This window comes from Portibacter lacus, from assembly GCF_021533215.1.
Classification (GTDB): Bacteria; Bacteroidota; Bacteroidia; order Chitinophagales; family Saprospiraceae; genus Portibacter; species Portibacter lacus.
Map to the genome: position 1 here is coordinate 1 of NZ_JAJNKA010000015.1, position 17,811 is coordinate 17,811.

General features: G+C 35.7%; 18 protein-coding genes. 10 read left to right on the forward strand and 8 right to left on the reverse strand.

Features of this window, described 5'->3' with window-relative positions:
- Positions 1-329, forward strand: a 329-nt coding sequence (locus L2586_RS20375) for a hypothetical protein (RefSeq protein ID WP_235294799.1), incomplete at its 5' end; no start/stop codon positions are given.
- A 663-nt stretch (positions 330-992) separates the two neighbouring features.
- On the opposite strand, the gene L2586_RS20380 is transcribed toward L2586_RS20375, so the two are convergent.
- Positions 993-1,595 (reverse strand): YdeI/OmpD-associated family protein, encoded by a 603-nt coding sequence (locus L2586_RS20380; protein ID WP_235294800.1) that lies wholly within the window; start codon positions 1,593-1,595, stop codon positions 993-995.
- 203 nt (positions 1,596-1,798) lie between these two features.
- On the opposite strand from L2586_RS20380, the gene dgt reads away from it, so the two are divergent.
- From dgt to L2586_RS20405, 5 genes are all read left to right on the forward strand, one after another.
- A complete protein-coding gene (gene dgt / locus L2586_RS20385) occupies positions 1,799-3,166 on the forward strand; it encodes a dGTP triphosphohydrolase (RefSeq protein ID WP_235294801.1) in 1,368 nt (455 codons plus the stop codon).
- Entirely contained in the window at positions 3,163-3,696 is a 534-nt protein-coding gene (locus L2586_RS20390; RefSeq protein ID WP_235294802.1) for a DsrE family protein, read from the forward strand. Before dgt ends, L2586_RS20390 begins: the two co-directional genes overlap by 4 nt.
- Positions 3,697-3,956: 260 nt before the next feature.
- The gene (locus L2586_RS20395; protein WP_235294803.1) at positions 3,957-4,499 is read left to right on the forward strand and encodes a GNAT family N-acetyltransferase; all 543 of its coding nucleotides are present in this window, start codon (positions 3,957-3,959) and stop codon (positions 4,497-4,499) included.
- Positions 4,483-5,211 (forward strand): alpha/beta hydrolase, encoded by a 729-nt coding sequence (locus tag L2586_RS20400; protein ID WP_235294804.1) that lies wholly within the window; start codon positions 4,483-4,485, stop codon positions 5,209-5,211. Before L2586_RS20395 ends, L2586_RS20400 begins: the two co-directional genes overlap by 17 nt.
- Complete coding sequence (locus L2586_RS20405) at positions 5,208-5,696, forward strand: hypothetical protein (RefSeq protein ID WP_235294805.1); 489 nt, start codon at positions 5,208-5,210, stop codon at positions 5,694-5,696. Before L2586_RS20400 ends, L2586_RS20405 begins: the two co-directional genes overlap by 4 nt.
- A 175-nt stretch (positions 5,697-5,871) precedes the next feature.
- Here L2586_RS20405 and L2586_RS20410 read toward each other — a convergent pair whose 3' ends face one another.
- Together L2586_RS20410 and L2586_RS20415 are read right to left on the reverse strand one after the other, a co-directional pair.
- Positions 5,872-6,762, reverse strand: coding sequence for a patatin-like phospholipase family protein (locus tag L2586_RS20410; RefSeq protein WP_235294806.1), 891 nt, complete (start codon positions 6,760-6,762; stop codon positions 5,872-5,874).
- The gene (locus L2586_RS20415; protein WP_235294807.1) at positions 6,762-8,465 is read right to left on the reverse strand and encodes a hypothetical protein; all 1,704 of its coding nucleotides are present in this window, start codon (positions 8,463-8,465) and stop codon (positions 6,762-6,764) included. Before L2586_RS20415 ends, L2586_RS20410 begins: the two co-directional genes overlap by 1 nt.
- A gap of 44 nt (positions 8,466-8,509) precedes the next feature.
- Here L2586_RS20415 and L2586_RS20420 point away from each other — a divergent pair, with 44 nt between their 5' ends.
- A complete protein-coding gene (locus L2586_RS20420) occupies positions 8,510-9,010 on the forward strand; it encodes a Smr/MutS family protein (protein ID WP_235294808.1) in 501 nt (166 codons plus the stop codon).
- Here L2586_RS20420 and L2586_RS20425 read toward each other — a convergent pair.
- From L2586_RS20425 to L2586_RS20440, 5 genes are all read right to left on the reverse strand, one after another.
- Positions 8,997-10,094, reverse strand: coding sequence for a DegT/DnrJ/EryC1/StrS family aminotransferase (locus L2586_RS20425; RefSeq protein ID WP_235294809.1), 1,098 nt, complete (start codon positions 10,092-10,094; stop codon positions 8,997-8,999). The genes L2586_RS20420 and L2586_RS20425 overlap by 14 nt on opposite strands.
- Positions 10,084-11,028 (reverse strand): glycosyltransferase, encoded by a 945-nt coding sequence (locus tag L2586_RS20430; RefSeq protein ID WP_235294810.1) that lies wholly within the window; start codon positions 11,026-11,028, stop codon positions 10,084-10,086. Before L2586_RS20430 ends, L2586_RS20425 begins: the two co-directional genes overlap by 11 nt.
- Positions 11,029-11,105: 77 nt before the next feature.
- Complete coding sequence (locus tag L2586_RS24875) at positions 11,106-11,444, reverse strand: GtrA family protein (protein ID WP_394804427.1); 339 nt, start codon at positions 11,442-11,444, stop codon at positions 11,106-11,108.
- A 53-nt stretch (positions 11,445-11,497) separates the two neighbouring features.
- Positions 11,498-11,902, reverse strand: a complete 405-nt coding sequence (locus L2586_RS20435; RefSeq protein ID WP_235294811.1) for a sugar 3,4-ketoisomerase — start codon at positions 11,900-11,902, stop codon at positions 11,498-11,500.
- Positions 11,903-13,522, reverse strand: a complete 1,620-nt coding sequence (locus L2586_RS20440; protein WP_235294812.1) for a glycosyltransferase family 39 protein — start codon at positions 13,520-13,522, stop codon at positions 11,903-11,905.
- Positions 13,523-13,604: 82 nt separating this feature from the next.
- Here L2586_RS20440 and L2586_RS20445 point away from each other — a divergent pair, with 82 nt between their 5' ends.
- The 3 genes from L2586_RS20445 (at position 13,605) to L2586_RS20455 (ending at position 17,679) form a co-directional block, all read left to right on the forward strand.
- Entirely contained in the window at positions 13,605-14,441 is an 837-nt protein-coding gene (locus tag L2586_RS20445) for a BKACE family enzyme (protein ID WP_235294813.1), read from the forward strand.
- On the forward strand, positions 14,438-15,109 hold the full coding sequence (locus L2586_RS20450) for an LbetaH domain-containing protein (protein ID WP_235294814.1): 672 nt from the start codon (positions 14,438-14,440) through the stop codon (positions 15,107-15,109). The genes L2586_RS20445 and L2586_RS20450 overlap by 4 nt, the downstream gene beginning before the upstream one ends.
- A 329-nt stretch (positions 15,110-15,438) precedes the next feature.
- Positions 15,439-17,679 (forward strand): hypothetical protein, encoded by a 2,241-nt coding sequence (locus L2586_RS20455; RefSeq protein ID WP_235294815.1) that lies wholly within the window; start codon positions 15,439-15,441, stop codon positions 17,677-17,679.
- Positions 17,680-17,811: the final 132 nt, after the last annotated feature.

Below are 17,811 nucleotides of genomic sequence, written 5' to 3' on the forward strand. Positions count from 1 at the left end.
TTAATCTTCGGGAGTACTTGGGATCAACGGAACGAAGTGGAGTTAATCCTAAGCTTGAAAATTTAATTCGCCATTTGTGTTTCAACGCTGTTGCGTTGAATAAAGAAATCAATAATTTGATTTTAATCTTCGGGAGCACTTGGGATCAACGGAATGAAGTGGAGTTAATCCTAAGCAAGGTCCAGCGGACCGAAGTTGTTTATAACTCTGATCTAACAAGGAAGTTGAGGTGCATCGCACCGGCTTTGTTGGTAAGAGAAGCCATCAATTCAAGTTTAGTAAATAACAATGCCGGTGCGCTGCTCCTTGTTGTTTGTGAAGGAGGATAATGTTACAAACAAGGTCAGTCCTACGGACTTTAATTCTAGCCAAAAAAACATACAAAAACATACATAGCCTTTGCTGGTGATCGGACAGGTAACAGGATGTGATACCATGAGTTTTTTCTAGAGGAAAGATTATGAATCTGCGTGATTTGCGAAATCTGCGGGATACTTATATTGCATGCAGTAAACTTTTTATTTAACTCCTCAACAAAAACATACACAGCCTCCGCTGTTGATCGGACAGGTAACAGGTGTGATACCATGAGTTTTTTCTCGTAAAATAATTTTTCAATTAGCTGTACTCCCAAAAAAACATACACAGCCTCCGCTGTTGATCGGACAGGTAACAGGATGTGATACCATGAGTTTTTTCTAGAGGAAAGATTATGAATCTGCGTGATTTGCGAAATCTGCGGGATACTTATATTGCATGCAGTAAACTTTTTATTTAACTCCTCAACAAAAACATACACAGCCTCCGCTGTTGATCGGACAGGTAACAGGATGTGATACCATGAGTTTTTTCTCGTAAAATAATTTTTCAATTAGCTGTACTCCCAAAAAAACATTCATAGCATCCGCTGGTGATCGGACAGGTAACTGGATGTGATACCATGAGTTTTTTTCTCTAACCACTATCCATTATCCATTATCCACTATCTACTATCATCTGCCTCCCCACAAAGTATTCAATGTCTTCCCTTCCCCAAGTAGAACTTTAATTTTCTCCAGCCGATCTAACTTCGTCTTCTCTCGCTTCGCATCTATTATATAATTACTAAATTCATTTTTCTGGCTAGTCGTAAAATTCTCAAATGTTTTTAAATGATCTGGATGGCTATCGAAATGAGATGAGAGTAGGCTTGGAATTTCGATCGGTACTTTGTTTTTCTTCTTGAAAGTGATACTCTTTCCTGATTTTTTATGCTCAATCGTTTCTTCTAAATAGGCGATTACTAGAGGTTCATCAATTTCTTCCAAATTCGCAAATCGCCATTGACGCATACCTACCGTCTTTCCTTCTTGAGCATTTTCTAAAACCTTAGATTTATCCTCGAGAAGCGCCCCCTCATGAAACCATAAGCAAGACCAATTCTTGAAACTTCCGATTCCAACTAAATTCTTACCTTCGAAGCCATAGGATGGCATTCCCCATTTAATGCTTTCTTCGAAGGGAAGGTTTAATAATAGACTTCTTAACTTTTCGAGCTCATTCTTTCTCTCTGTATGTCTCTGTATATATTCCTCTACCGATTTTACTGCAGCCATTTTCTTGATTTTTAACCCAATATTCTACCTGATTTGTAATTTAAATAAAAATCAGGAAATCAAATTGCAATCTTGATGAATTCTAAGTGAATCCATTATCCTACACCCTTCAAATTTGATTTTCAATACATTCCCATCGATTATGAATCATTAGAATGGTAAAGGTGGATTTTATTTGATATTATTGCAGATAATTGATTTTTATGAATTGGAATTCGTGTTTTACAGGAGAAAGTCTATCAAATTCTCCCGTTAAAAAGGATAGTAGGTCAAATTTCCAAAAGGATTATGATCGAATTATCTTTTCATCTTCTTTCAGGAGATTGCAAAATAAAACTCAAGTTTTCCCGCTTCCTGGGACTACTTTTGTACATAATAGACTTACACATTCTTTAGAAGTAGCTTCTGTCGGCAGATCACTCGGTGAAATTGTTGGCCAACATTTAATAGAGGATCCTGAAGTAGAACTGGATAACCATGCGGAAGCATTTTACGCTAAAGATCTAGCCTCAGTTATTTCTTCTGGTTGCCTTGCACATGATATCGGGAATCCTGCATTTGGTCACTCAGGTGAAGAAGCCATTTCTAATTATTTTGTGGAAAATGCAGAAGCCAACATAGAACACGAATCATTAAGGTCTAGATACACTGAAGCTCAGTGGGCTGATCTTACTTCTTTCGAAGGAAATGCGAATGCGCTTAGGGTATTGACCCAGCATTTCGGAGGTAAGTCTGAGAGCGGTCTTGGTCTAACATTGACCACCTTAGCCTCGATATTAAAGTATCCTTGCTCATCAAGTGATAGAGATAAGAAAATTAAACATCGAAAGAAATATGGGTTTTTCCAGTCTGAAAAAGCTATTTTTGAAAGTATTGCAGAGCGATTAGAATTTATTCCTGACGGCGATCAGGCGACCTTTAAGAGGCATCCATTCGTATATTTAGTAGAAGCGGCAGATGATATTTGTTACAATATTATCGATATGGAAGATGCACATAGAATTGGATTACTATCAAAAGAAAGAGTAAGTAGCGTTTTTCTTGATTTAATTAAAAAACTTGATTTAGAAGAAGTCAGACATGACCAAGTAGTCTCCACATTTGAAAGGATTATAGACGAAAATGAGTCGATTGCCTACCTTCGAGCTAAGTGCATAAGTGCTCTAGTTATTGCTTCTGTTCAGGAGTTTATGAATAATAAAGTGGCTATCATAGAAGGGAACTTCGATTCGAGTCTGGTCAATGAAATTGAAAATAAATCAAACGCATTAGAAGCCTTAGAGCGGATATCGTATGAAGAAATCTACCGTCATCCGTCAGTATTGGAAATAGAAGTAGCGGGATTTCATGTGATGTCAGAGTTGCTGAATATATTTCTTCCAGCAGTATTGAAATCGAATAGGTCATCGTTAGATAAAACCATCATTGCGCTCATTCCTAAGCAGTTCCAAAATCATATTAATGATCAAAATTTGTATCTAAGAACAATGAATGTTTTAGATCATATTTCTGGAATGACGGATGCATATGCGATGGAAATGTATAGAAAATTAAAAGGAATAGAAATATGAAAATCTACTTAATTGTTTTACTCTCTTTTTTAGGTCAATGGGTTTTTGGGCAAAGTGAAAATAGGATAGAAGGTCCAGTTATATTTGGGTATGGAGCAACTTATGAAATAGAGGACCCAGATTTTGAAATAGATGCTGACCAAGAATACAAAGTAATATTCGACCTTTATCAGAAGAATTCAAATCCTGAAAAAATAAATACATCCTTGAATACGATCGCTAGATTCATAAATATGCATGCTAATCTGGGTGTTGATGTTTCAGATATGAAAATTGTTGCCGTAGTGCACGGATCTGCGAGCAGTGATATTATGGACGATGAATTTCACAACGAAAAATACGATGTTGATAATCCAAATGCAGATTTGATTTCGAAGTTGCAGAAAGCAGGCGTAGAATTTTACTTGTGCGGACAGACGATGCATGTTCGAAACTTAGATCGTGATCAAATATTAGAGGGAGTAAACGTTGCATTGTCAGCGATGACTGTTAACAACTATTTTGTGGCTAAAGGTTATTCTCAGTTATAGCTTAAATAAAAAGAGCTAAGTCGAAATCATTCGGCTTAGCTCCGTGTCTTTTGATAACTCAAGTTGGATTTATGAGTTAAGACACACATAAAATATTTAATAGAATGTTCATTATATCAGACTAGACATTGAATCTTTTATTGCACTGCTTTAGAAAGCAACAGAGAATTTGCAAAAATTTGTCTAAGATGAACAGGTCTAAAATATAATATGTTCGTTCTCTGTAACTGTACAATAAAGATAAGGTAAATTTAAATATGATGCAAGAGGGATATTTATTTTTTTCTGAAAGATTAGGGTTTAGACTTTGGAAGGAAACAGATCTTAAGATATACACTGAATTAAGCAGTGACCCTGAAGTGATGCGCTTCTTTCCTCAAGAATTTTGGCTAGATGAGCGAAGTGCTAAGCTATCTATTAGCGGTTTCCAGAAACATTATCGGGAATACGGATTTACCTACTTTGCTGTCGATAAACTTGATACCGCTGATTTTATTGGATTTATTGGAGTGAAAACAATAAGTTATGATGCTTTTTTTGCACCAGCAGTAGATATAGGCTGGAGATTACATAAGGACTTTTGGGGAAATGGATATGCTACAGAAGGAGCTAAGCGAACTTTAGCGTGGTTCTTCGAAAACTTTGATCTAGATCGAATTGTTAGTATGACACCAGAAAAAAATATTCCTTCTGAAAATGTCATGATAAAAATTGGAATGAATAAAATAGAAACGTTTAATCATCCATTATTAGTAACTGAAGATCCTTTGTCGAAACATGTTTTATATGAAATTAAGAAGTAGTTCTATTGTTTTAATGCTCCTTTTTATCTTCCAATCTTGCAGCTACTTTCCGGAAGATTTTGATCGTGATGAAACGCCATCTCTCACGGAAACGATTAAGTATATCAAAATTGGTGATCAAGGTTCGAAGGCTTTAATTTTCTATCCAGGTGGCTTGGTGGATCCATTCGCTTATGTTAATATGCTTTCAGCGGTAGCAGGTGATGATGTCGTTGTTTTTATACCGAAAGTCCCATATAATTTGGCAATTTTGAATATCAATCATGCAGAGGAAATAAAAAAAGCCTTTCCAGATATTAAAGAGTGGAGTGTCGGCGGTCATTCGTTAGGTGGTGCAGTGGCTTGTTTTGTTATCAATGATCATCCAAGTGAGTATGAAAATCTATTTTTATTAGCTGCATATCCTTCTGAAAGTACAGACTTGAAATCTTTCGAAGGGACCTCGATTGTGTTATTTGGTTCTAATGACGGTGTTGCGGATTTAGAAAAATTGATTAATTCTAGAGATCAATTCAATAATCCAGTAGATGTAGAAGATATAGATTTCATCGAAAAGACAGCTAGCACAAGTTTTTTCTATCAAATAGAAGGTGGTAATCATGGTAATTTCGGCAACTATGGTTTTCAGAAAGGTGATAGGGAATCCACGATTACTAGAGAAGAACAACAATCAACGTCAATTTTAATCATGTCTAAAATCTTAGCACAATGAGGTTTGTCATCGCATTTGTAGTTGTCTTTGCTTGTTCGGTGAATGGAATAGCACAGAGGTTAACCATTGACCTAGAAAGTTTTCCTACACTTACTCAAGATTACGGGAAGTCAATTATTGCTCCGTATTCTGGAATTGGATTAACATATTTCTATGACAAGTATGCTACGGGATTGAATTATAGGTCTGTGCCATGGGGAAGTGAGGTTTCAGTGAGCCAGGCATTTAACATTCCATTCTATCAATCTGAAAAAATAGCTGTAGGGAGTAGCTCTCAAGTTTATGTGGGCGTCCCATTATATTACAATAAGTTTTCAACGTCTTTGGGTGCTTCTAGTCGAGTAACTCTGAAGTTTGAGAAATTCCAGAGGATATTTATAAGTGGAGGTTTAGGTTATCATATCAGCCCTTCTTATCGGAGTATCAGTAGTAAATATCAATTTGTAGAAGGAATATTAGCATTTCACATAGCGCTATTAAAATAAAAAGTCTTCCAATTGCTCAGAAGACTCCCGCTAGATAAATCTAGCGTATCTAATCTACAACACTTAATCTTGTCGACTTCAAGTCGTACATTAGATATTGGCTCAAAGGGAAGTGTTATATCAAGATCTTAAATATAAGAATATAAAATTTAGATTAAAAACAATTGGGGTAGATTTATTTTGGTAGTCTTGATTTTACGAAATTATATCCTTGCTCCCACCATTCTTTCATTTCTTCTGGCTCGAAAACAAAGGAGTTTTCCGTTAAAAGCTTTGGAGTGTGGAAAAACCTAGTTTTAATATTCGAATGTCTGCTTTCTAGTAAACCAAGGTAGATATCGTCCTGGGCAATTTGATTAATCATGAAATCTATCGCATTAGTTAGTAGGTTGAACGCATTAGTGGACTTCGCTTTATTGGTAATCTGAAGCCTTGGATTAAGGACGATAACATCTATTTCTGTAGCGCCAGCATCTATAGCTTCTTGGATAGGAATCAAGTTTCCAAAACCACCATCTGCGTATTCGAAACCATTTTTTTCTACCAGACTCATGAATGGGACAAAATTGCAAGACAACCAGATCCAGTCACAAAAATCTTCATAATTGTAATCCTTAGCATACTTATATTCGACCACATTCCTAGTCAAGTTAGATACCGTTACAATAACTTTTTCATGCGTTGCTTTCAGTCGCTTAAATTCTGCTTCTGTGAAGAACTTTGTGATGTGTTTTCGCAAGGACTTACTTTCACCGAATGTCTTTTTTCCCTTGATAAAATTCCAGGCTACTCGCATGTGATTGATGTGGGTGTCGACTACAACTCCATCTACTTTATCCACTATAAATGGGCAACTACTAAATATATCACTCTGAATAGTGCTAGTATATGCTTCCTTAAGTCGTTCCGTTTCACCTAAAGCTAGTAAGGGAATCATTAAACTGCCTGTGGAAGTTCCTACGAATATATCATAATCAATTTTCGCTTCCTTAATTAAGTATTCTGCTGCTCCACCAGCAAATGCTCCTTTCGAGCCGCCTCCAGAAATTACAAGTGCTTTCTTCATTAATATCTCCAAGATGATAAATCTGCACCGACAGGTACGCGATTTTTAATATTTGATGCCCATTTCGTAATAAAAAATTCATGATACCTTAATCTTGAAATGTGATTAGGCAGTTCATGAGAACCATTCCAACAATGTTCAGCGCGGTCACCATAATCGACATCACCTCTGTAATAAGGTGATTGGGTTTGCTCTAAAAAAGCCTCCGCCAAGTAGACTGCATTGTTCAGGTAGTAATTATCCATGTCACCACAGTAAATGTTTATTTTTCCTTCTAATTTAGGGCCTAGTGTTTTCCAATCTCTTTCCATGATGTATCGTAGATCATAGTTTTCCTTCCAGTAAGCTGCAACTTCAGGATTGATGTCACCACTTTTTTTATCCCAGATTCTCATCGGATATCCATCTGCTGACACGGGTGAATAGACAGCTTCCCAGATATCCCACTGCTGGCCAGATCGACTTTTAGAACCTAGTGCTAATTCCAGCTGGTTCATATCTTTTATGGTCGAAGAAACTTCGCCTAAATAATCGCGATGCCCTGGAATGAGGGTCTGTTTAAACGTACCAGGACGGAAATATGCGTTCTTATCTTCGTACAAATTGATTAAGCACATCGCTCTGAAATCTATAGGATCAGGGCACGCAGCGTAACATCCATTATACTCATTCGGGTACAGGACTTGGACAGCTAAAGCTTCCCAACCGCCAGTAGAACCACCGTATACAAATCTAGCCCATCCTTCACCAATTCCTCTGAATTGCTCTTCGATATATGGAATTAACTCATAAGTAATGGCGTCACCATATGGACCTAGGTTCTCAGAATTGACCGCATATGAATCATCATAATATGGATTCGCATGTTGGATTTCAATAGCGATAACTCTTGGGAAATCTGGTCCAGTCCATAATTTATAGAATCGATGTTCTTCTTCTTGAACCATATTGTTATAACCCATGATACCGAATCGGCTGCTATATTCTGGTTTTAAATTTTCGTCAGGAGGCTCTACTCGAAACCCTCCGAAATCTTTAGGGAAATGCCCATGCATTATGGCAAGTGGATATTTCGCTTCTGGATGTTCATCGAAGCCTTCTGGGAGTAGTATGTGTGCTCCTAAATACATCGGCCTTCCCCAGAACTCAGTCAGAAGTTTGCTTTGTATTTTAATGTGTTTGATGTACTTGGTATCTTCGGGCTCTTTGATTTCTGGAATCACATCTGTTATAGAAAATGATGAGTTCTGCAATGCTTTGCTTGCGATTCTTATTGGTTTAGAAAAGCTATTTCCAGGTGCTCGGTTCCATTGCTGTCCTTCACCGCGGTCCATAGGGAGCTTAACAATATGTCCATCTTTACGGTGGAATGTTTCGTATCTATGGAAAAGAAATTGAACATTATATTCTCCTTCTGGAAGTTCATCAAATGTTTCAAGTGGATATCCATATAATTCCGAGGTATTCACCGTTAGATGCTTCGATGTAAGGTTTTCTATATCTATACCATAAACTTGCTGTGTGTTATCATTATCACTTAGCTGGAACCTGGGTTCAGAAGTGTTGTCGGTAGAGATAAGCATGAGCAATCGACCGTCACTAGGGAGGTTTTCTACTGGAAGATCAAGGGATATATTAATCTGGCCGTTCAAAAAGACGAATAAGTAACACAAAATGATTACTAGTGTGTATTTTCGCTGCATATTACTCTTATTTGTACCAAGTTAATATTTTTTAAACAATTAAAATGTCGGGTGTCGAAGATTTATGGATTGGTGATTTGCTCCGCTTGAAAAAGTCAGGAAGGGTAGGGAAGTTTATGGGCCAAAGTAAGGATGGCCGCTTGCGCATAGAGATTGAGCAAAAGGTTGTTTTATCTAAATTTGAAAACGTAGAAGTGCTTCCAGAAGTGACTCATAATCAGAAATTGATCGATCTTAAAGAAGAAGAGTTAAGCCAGAAACTAGGTTATAAAAAATTAGAACCGACGATAGATCTGCATATTGAAAGACTAAATCCGAATTTGACTAATGCGCTACCGGAAAGGATTATTGATTTCCAGATTAAGTCCTTTGAGAATTTCATGGCTGAGGTTGTGAATAGAGGTCTTAAATATGTAACGATCATTCATGGGAAAGGTACAGGTGTCTTAAAAACATCGATTCAGACTTACCTGAAAAGCATGGATGAAGTGAAGCATTTTCATGATGTGAATAATGGAGGTGCAACAGAAGTTATTTTGAATTAAACTCTAGTATTAGATCACAGATGTAATCTATGTCTGATTCTGACAATCCAGGATAAATGGGAAGACTTAATGATTGTTCAGCTAATCTTTCTGCAATTGGGAAATCGCCTTTTTTATAGTTAAGATGTTCATAAGCTTGTTGCAAATGAGGTGGAATAGGGTAGTGAATAAGTGTTTGAACTCCATGTCCATTAAGATGCTTTTGCAATTCATTTCTAGCCTCGGATTGAATGCAATACACATGACATACATTAGAAGGATGAATAGCAGCCCATTCATGGCCAAGTCTTTCATTATACCATTGGGCTATTTCGCGCCGTTGCGCATTCCATTGATCCAGATATTTTAATTTGACAGACAATAGCGCTGCCTGCATTTCATCCAGTCTAGAATTATGACCTATAACTTCATTCACGTATTTTACTGAAGAACCATAGTTTCTTAATTTTTTAGCTTTCTCAGCCAACTCGGAATTATTAGTTGTGATTATACCGGCATCTCCTAATGCTCCTAAATTTTTTCCAGGGTAAAAGCTGGTGGAGGAGATCTGTCCGATAGAAGAAGATTTTTGGTGATTGTAAGAAGCACCTTGAGATTGTGCGTTGTCTTCTATGATACTTAGCTGGTATTTTTTAGCAAGATTTATTAAAGCATCCATGTCACACATTTGTCCATACAGATGGACGGCCATTATCGCTTTTGTCTTGGATGTGATGCGTTCTTCTATTTTATTAATGTCAATGTTATAAGTTCTAGAGGAAGGTTCTATAGGTACAATGGTAGCACCTACTCTTGCAATAGCGTTCCAGCACGCAATATATGCATTAGAAGCAACCAGCACCTCATCTCCTTTTCTAATATTCAGGCATTGAAGTGAAATAATTAAACCATCTAAGCCACTATTAACACCTACTGCATAATCACTCCCAGAATATGAACCGTATTCTTTCTCAAATTGGAGACAGGACTTTCCATGGATATACCATTTACTTTTAATTACATCACTGGCTGCTCGGATAAGTTCTTCTTCGATTTCATCATGAATGCCATCGAATGATAAATATGGTATTTTTCTATTCTTCATCATTCTTTCTTATAATGTATCCAGGTCTTGATTTGACCTCTGTATAAATTCTCCAGATGTATTCAGCAACAATACCCAGACATAAAAGAACAAGTCCATTAAAAAAGCTTATGAGAACTACTATGGTTGCCCATCCTTGAATCGGCAAACCGAACAATCGATTATTACTGAAAAGTTTAGCACCTATAATAATCACAATAATTAGAAAAGAAATGAGGGCAGTTGTGAATCCTATACCGATGATAAACTTGATCGGAAAATTAGAACTACTAAAGAAACTATCTGATGCAAGTCTCCATTTTTTCTTAAATGTCCATCTTGATTTGCCAACTGTAGGTGGTCTCTTATAGGCAAAGTATTCAGGTTCGAAACCTAGCCTTAATGCTTCTATAAGAGGAGTAGTATTTCGTGGACTTATTTCATCGTTGATAATATCCATAACTTCTCGATCGGCTAGAAAACCATCTGCACCTCCAGGAGGGAATTCTATATCTGAGAAGCGATTCATCATCTTATAGTAAGAATTAGAAAAGAAGTCATTAAAGTATCCATCATTTCTTACATCATGATAGGCTACAACGAGTTTGGCCCCTGCTTCCCAATGGCGATACATTTTAATAATGACATTCAGAGGACGCTGCAGATCATCAGGAACCGTAACGATACATGCTCCTTTAGCTAGCTTAATTCCAGCAAATTGCACATAGGGACTGGTATAGTTTCTACTTAGTCGATAAGCTGTTATTCTTTGATCTTTCTGAGCAATTTCTTTCGCTTTTGGATAAGACTGGTCAGAAGAGCCATCATCGATAATGAGCAGCTCGAAAGGAATGGATTCCTTTTCCATTGCATCAATGATTAGCTTACTTGTATTTTCTAACCTGCTTTCACTTTGAAATGAAAGAAGGACAATGCTTAGTAATTTCTGATTCATATGATGGCAAATAGCTAGTTAAAGGTATCTTATAAATCCTATATGATGTTAATTTTTAATAAGTTATTGCTGAGAAACTATGTTTTTGACAAAAATCTATTTGCAATAGTGAAGTTCCAGATAGTGGTAAAGGGAAGCACTAAGAAAGGATATATGTAATTCTCAAAGGATAGAAAGTGGGTAAATAATTTCATGATGAGAACACCTAATATGAGTCCAGTAATGTAAATGGAATAGTAGGTGATCATATTTTTTACTTTAATAACTGTCTTAAAAGTGAAAGTGCTATTTAAAAGAAAAGAAAGCATGATTGAAAATGCGTAGACACAAATATAGGTCAGAAATAGAGGTGTTTCGAAATACTTTAAGAGAACAAAATTTGTACTTAGTGAAAGTGAAGTAACGACAGCTCCCACTCCTAAGAATGTGGAAATTTTCTTTAAAATATCCTTAAACGGTTTACTCAAGCCTAAATTTTTATCAAATCAGAAAAAGTACTAAAAGAACGAATGTAATCTTTTTCATCATAAATGGTAGAAGATAAAACCAATTGTACTGCACCTATTGAATATTTCATTTCATGCCAGCACATCTTGGGTATGTATAATCCTTGATTAGGTGTAGATAGTTGAAATTCATTTTTTTTCCCGAGAGCGTCAATGGTGTTAATATCTATAGAACCAGCCACAGCAATTAATATCATTTCAGTTTCAAGATGGGCATGTTTTCCTCTTGTTACATCTTTAGGTGTGTGGTATGTCCAGAAAACGCGCTTTATTAAAGGGAGTACTTTCTGATTTTCAAATATTGACAAATAACCTTCTTCTTCCTTGCCATGCATTTCCATTTCTATGATCTTAGGTTCCCCTTCCACTTATTTTCGTTTTAAAGTCATGACTTGATTAGGTTTAAACCAGTCGAATGAATCCCCTGCTTTTACATTATAGAACTTTTTTTCATCATAATTAAAAACAACTAAAGGTTCATAATTATTTCTTAAGTAATAGAATGTTTGATTGTATAAGAAATCATTAGAGACGTTAGAACTTTTCCATGATTCTCCAGTCAATGCATAAAATGCATAGTCAACATTCGCATTTTTATATTCCTCGATAGCTTCTCCTTGATAAACTCTATTTTTCTCATTATCCATTGCAATCATTACAGGATATATCTGATCAAAGACAGGTTTCTTTTCCATAAAGAAGTAAGCATTGGCATCAATTCCAAAAACTCCAAAAGTATGATGTGGTTGAATTTCTTTTTTTAGTTCATTCAGCATTTGAAACATGATGCTCTGCAAATTATTACTCCTTGCTAATGCTGTATTCTTAGCGTAGTCACGCTCAAAGTACTTGTCTCCATTTCTGCCGATATCACCCGCTACCATTAGCAAGCAACTAAGCGAGATGATGATGGAAGTCTGTTTGATCTTATACTTTTCTAATACAGTTTTTAGACCAATTAGGAAAAGTGGCATTATTGCATATACCGGTATCCAGTAATGGCCATAAAATCTTAATCCTGGAAAAATTAATGCTAGAGCTAGAAAAAATGGGATTAATATGAACCAATAAAACTTGGCTTTATATAAAATTAGTGTTGCAATACCAGAAAGCAAGAGCAGTGAGTTCGTGAACAATTGATATTTAAAAACCCAACCTCCAAAGATCCTCAAATATTCTCTTCCTTCTCCCCATGAAATTTTACTACTATAAGTAGAAGGGTAAGTGAACGTCCAGTAAATAGCATCTTCTAGTGATCCAGTAAGAAGGATAGGAATGAGGCATAATGTAATTATAGAAACTGCACCTAGTGCAAGGGAACCCACATTCTTAATGATGCCATCTCCTTGATAAAATCCATCCTTTCTGTAATGTTCGATGACTATCAATAATACTGCACCGATTCCTAATAATGCGTAAGTCTGCTTAATCAACGCTGTTCCCGCAATAAAAAAACCTGCTAAAAAGAGATATAGGAAATTCCACTTCGATGTTTTTCTGAACAGGAAATAAATTCCTGAAAGTAAAAAGGTTACAATAAAAAGTTCAGAATTTGTCTCTGTGTAAAAATTGAAAATGTTTTGTGCTAAAAATAGCCCCACACTTCCTACCAATAATGAGAATGACCAAGAACTAAATTTTTTAGCGATTAGAATGAGTAGTCCAGTGTTAACAATTGTTAGAAATAAACCTAGCATCCTTAGTCCAAAACTTGACCAAGAGAAAATTAAGCCACCTAATCCGTAGCAATAATAAAGTAAAGGTGGTTTCATTTCGAAGAAATCAACAAATGGAATCTTTCCTTGCATGACTTTATTTCCTAGAAGAGAATATACAGCTTCATCCCTCATAATAGGAGAGTCAAAAGCGAAATATCTAATAAGTAAGGAAATAGCAGCAATAATTGCCGCACTAATTATATATGCTTTTTGGTAGGAAACTTCTTTAGGTTTCTGCTTATGTTTTTTGCCACTAACTTTTGAGGTCATTTGTTAATATTACTTAATCAAGAATTTAAATATAGAATATAATTTTCATATGTTTATTAAATTAATAATGTGTTTAGTAAACATGAAACCAAAAAATCTAATTATAAACTTTGTTCCGACAGGAATGATACCTTCTAAACTGCAAAATCCCAAGGTGCCCATTTCACCTCAAGAAATTATAGAGGATGTTCACAGAGCTTATGAAAAAGGAATCACTTTAGTGCATCTGCATGCTAGAGATGAAACGGGAATACCTACATATAAATCGGCAGTCTATCGAGAGATTGTAGAAGGTGTAAAGAAATATTGCAATGATTTAGTGATCTGTCTTTCACTAAGCGGACGTAACTTTAATGAATTAGATAAACGCAGTGAAGCATTAGAATTGGGAGTTGATATGGGGTCCTTAACATTAAGTTCTCTGAATTTTCCACAACAGGCAAGCGTCAATAGTCCAGAAATGATTTTCGGCTTATGTGAAAGGATGAAGGAAACAGGAACAAATCCAGAGTTAGAGATTTTTGATTTAGGGATGATTAATTATTCCAAGTATTTGATTAAGAAAGGAATGATTTCAGGTCCTTTGTACTATAATATTATTCTTGGAAATATCTCAAGTTTGCAATTAGATCCTACCCAAATCGGAATAGCAATTCAAAGTTTACCAGCAAATAGCTATTGGTCTCTTGGTGGAATAGGGGATACGCAGCTAAGAGCTAATGTTATTGCTATTGCTCTTAACGGTGGAGTTCGGATAGGTCTAGAGGACAATATTTACTACGATATGAATAGAGAAATTAAAGCTTCTAATATGGACTTAATAGAAAGAATCCATAGAATTGCAGCAGAATTTGATAGGCCAATAATGAAAGCGAAAACATTCGGAGACTTAGGGTTTTATAATAAGAACAGATCATGAATGAGCGACCACTCTATATTTTAGGAAAAGGTAATTTTGCACTGAGCATCATCCTTGATATTGTTAAGCTTAATAATCATAATGGAGTAGTTACCATAGTTTCTAATATTAATGAGGATAAAAATACGTCAACCGGATTTCCCTATACTGCAGATGGAATAAAGATCAGAATTATAACCATGAATGATTTTAATCCAATTCCAGGAGCTGGTTATATATTAGGTTCCATTGGAAAATCAAGAATGAAGATTTACAATCATTTTTTAGAGGAAAAAGGAATTACCGCTGATGAATATGTTACATTAATACATCCATCAGCTGTAATATCATCTTCAGTAAAAATGGGCTATGGAGTACACATAGGCCCTTTATCAGTTATTGCACCCTATGCTGTATTAGGAAACTTTGCGACTATTAACAGAAATTGTAGTGTGGGGCATCATACCGAAATGAAAGACTTTGCTTGTATTAATCCTGGAGTAAATATTTCAGGAATTTGCGAAATTGGAATTAATTCTTCTGTAGGAACTGGAGCAAATGTTTTGGATCAAATGGTCATAGGTGATTATACGGTCATCGGAGCTGGCTCACTAGTTACAAGGAGTTTAGGTGATCGTGTTGTTGCATATGGTGCTCCAGCAAAAGTTGTTCGACCTAATGTAGAGTGAAATTTAAATAACAAGAATTAAATGTTAGCTTAGCTGAATTCATAGGAAATGGGTTTTAAACTGATTGTTTTCCAAATTTGTAAGCTTACTATATAGGATTTTTTACTTGTTGATTGTAAAATTTTAGCCATTTATTTGATAAAATAAATTTAGATGTGCAGCTTGAGAAACCTTATTTTATTAGTTTTTTGATGACTTTTAGGGAAGGTGAATCTAGATAATTTTATTGGAATCCAAGCAATTTTAAAATACTTGTTATATATTGTATTACAGAATACGAGATTTAAAGGATTATATATTTACCTTTTTCGTATATAAATCTGGAATTTATGTTAAAAAAGTTTTTTTCTAGTAAGAAAAAAAAAGAGGAAGAACCTATTCGTCCTCCTGTTCCTGACAACCCATCACCCAATGGTAAAATTGTCATAAAAAAGCGAACCCCAGCCAAAGTACCTTCCAACTTTATCAATACTCCAGAAGTCTATGCCGCACCTGAATATATTGCGCCAGAACCTGAATATATTCCTGAAGAAGTTATTGTACCACAGGATAATCCAGTAACACCAGTAAATCGCGATCAGGAAGAAGCAGTTGCAACACCGAATCAAAACGAAGACTATAGTAATGATATCAATGAATTAGAAAATAAACTAGGGACTTTAGACGCGGAGAAAGACCAGCTTTCTACAGATCTAGATGTTGCTCAGAAATTAATTCAAGATATGCGAGTTCAGCTTGCAGACTCGAATAGACAGCTGCACGAATTAGAAATTAAAAATGAAAATTTAACTGCACAATTAGTACCTGCGGATGAATCTAAAGAAGAACATATAGCTAAGTTACAATCTGAAATTGAAAATAAAAACGCGGAAGTTACTAAGTTCAAAAATGAGCGTAATCTAGCACTTGAAGAGATTGAAGCGTTAAACCTAAAACTGCAGAAGACCGAAGATAAATTTGCAAATTTTAAAGATTCAACTGATGATACGTCTAAGGAGAAGAAAGAAGCAGAGTCTGAAATTCAGATTTTACAAGCAATGGTTAACAGACTGGAAGGGGAGCAAGCTGAGTTAGAAAAGGAACACAGAGAAACTTTAGAGCAAGTAGAAGAGGTGAGAGATGAACTTTCAGCTGAGTTAAAGAAATATAAGGAGCGTGAAGAAAAGCTTGATGATGAATTCATTAAGTTGAAAAATGAGAAAGCGGTATTCGAAGCGCATGAGAAAAAGCATCTTAATTTACTAGAAGAGCAAGAGCAAAAAATAGAAGAACTTAAAAAAGAAAAAGAAACTTTATTCAAGTCTTTACAGGAGGCAGAAGGCGGTGATACAGAGAGTCATGCTGCGCTAGCACACGCACAGAAAAATTTAGAATCGCTGAAAAAAGAACTTGAAAAAGCAGGGGCAGATAAAGAGAAGTTAAATGAGCAATACGTAGCGGAGCAGAAAAATGTTGCGGACGTTAAGACAGAACTACGGAAAGTAGAGAAAGAAGTCAAGAAAAGGGACGAAGAAATAGGAAAAGAAATTGCTAAGAATGAAAAATTGGCAAGTCAAGTTAATCAATTAAAAGGCGAGCAGAAAAAAGCAAACGAAAAAATAAAGAAGCTTGAATTAGATATCAAAGTTGTCCCAATGCTTGAAAAAGAAATGGGCATTAAGGACAAAGATATCGAAAGCAAAGTCAAAGAAATTTCAAACCTTACGAATAGATTATCCCAGTCAGAAAGCACCCAAAAGAATTTGGATAAAGCCAATACCAAATTCGGGATGGAAATTGAAAAGTTGAATGCTGATGCTCAGAAAAAAGCTGAAGACTTTAAAAAAATAACTGCTGAACTTAAGCAAAAAGACGCAACGATAAAAAGTGAACTGGAGAAATCTAGTAACCTAGAAAAAGAACTGATTAAAGTAAAAGCTGATCTGCAAAAGGCTAACGAGGAAAAAGCAAAAGCAGAGAAAAATGTGGAAGCTTTAACAGCGAAATCTAATTCGGATCTTGCGAAACTTACTGGAGATAATGAGCACCTAGGAAATAAGATTAAAGTCTTAGAAAAAGATGAATCAGATCTGAAAAAGAAGCTTACTGGATTAGAACAAGAAATTCAACAACTCAAAACAGAAAATGCTGATCTGAATCTTGAAGTTGCGAAACTAAATAAACAATTAATTCAAACGGCTACTAAATTAGCAGCTGCCAGTGTGGTGAGTATTCCAGAACCAGAACCCGCGCCAGTTCATCAGCCTACGCCAGTTGCAGAAGCACCAAAGGTAGAGCCTGTTGTAGAAGCTTCACCGCAAGCAACAGAAGAAGTAGCTAGTGAGGAAGAATATGATGTGCTGACCATCAATGTGTCTATAATTCCTCAGAATGATGAGTTTGAATTAGAGCTTCCAGCTGACATAACTGGGATGGATATTATTTCAGAATTAATAGATGCAGGTGTATTAAATGAGGATATGAATTTCGCAATTAATATTAAACATACCGGAGTTGCGATCGGTGGTGATGATACTTTAAAAGCGATGAAGGTCATGAACGATGATTATATCGTCATAAATACAGAGTAGTAATTTAATAACATCTAATGTTTTTGCACTTTTGGAAATAGGCCCAAATACATCTCGTAGTTTTTACGCTACATTAATCCCACTAATAAATAAAATTTATAACAAGATGAATGCTTCTGCAATAAGAGCATC

Coding starts and splice junctions, on each gene's coding strand:
- L2586_RS20395 (WP_235294803.1), top strand. CDS start 3,957: ATGCAAGAGGGATATTTATTTTTTTCTGAAAGATTAGGGTTTAGACTT.
- L2586_RS20415 (WP_235294807.1), bottom strand. CDS start 8,465: ATGCAGCGAAAATACACACTAGTAATCATTTTGTGTTACTTATTCGTC.
- L2586_RS20445 (WP_235294813.1), top strand. CDS start 13,605: ATGAAACCAAAAAATCTAATTATAAACTTTGTTCCGACAGGAATGATA.
- L2586_RS20405 (WP_235294805.1), top strand. CDS start 5,208: ATGAGGTTTGTCATCGCATTTGTAGTTGTCTTTGCTTGTTCGGTGAAT.
- L2586_RS20380 (WP_235294800.1), bottom strand. CDS start 1,595: ATGGCTGCAGTAAAATCGGTAGAGGAATATATACAGAGACATACAGAG.
- L2586_RS20420 (WP_235294808.1), top strand. CDS start 8,510: ATGTCGGGTGTCGAAGATTTATGGATTGGTGATTTGCTCCGCTTGAAA.
- L2586_RS20450 (WP_235294814.1), top strand. CDS start 14,438: ATGAATGAGCGACCACTCTATATTTTAGGAAAAGGTAATTTTGCACTG.
- L2586_RS20410 (WP_235294806.1), bottom strand. CDS start 6,762: ATGAAGAAAGCACTTGTAATTTCTGGAGGCGGCTCGAAAGGAGCATTT.
- L2586_RS20455 (WP_235294815.1), top strand. CDS start 15,439: ATGTTAAAAAAGTTTTTTTCTAGTAAGAAAAAAAAAGAGGAAGAACCT.
- L2586_RS20425 (WP_235294809.1), bottom strand. CDS start 10,094: ATGAAGAATAGAAAAATACCATATTTATCATTCGATGGCATTCATGAT.
- L2586_RS20400 (WP_235294804.1), top strand. CDS start 4,483: ATGAAATTAAGAAGTAGTTCTATTGTTTTAATGCTCCTTTTTATCTTC.
- L2586_RS20440 (WP_235294812.1), bottom strand. CDS start 13,522: ATGACCTCAAAAGTTAGTGGCAAAAAACATAAGCAGAAACCTAAAGAA.
- L2586_RS20390 (WP_235294802.1), top strand. CDS start 3,163: ATGAAAATCTACTTAATTGTTTTACTCTCTTTTTTAGGTCAATGGGTT.
- L2586_RS20430 (WP_235294810.1), bottom strand. CDS start 11,028: ATGAATCAGAAATTACTAAGCATTGTCCTTCTTTCATTTCAAAGTGAA.
- dgt (WP_235294801.1), top strand. CDS start 1,799: ATGAATTGGAATTCGTGTTTTACAGGAGAAAGTCTATCAAATTCTCCC.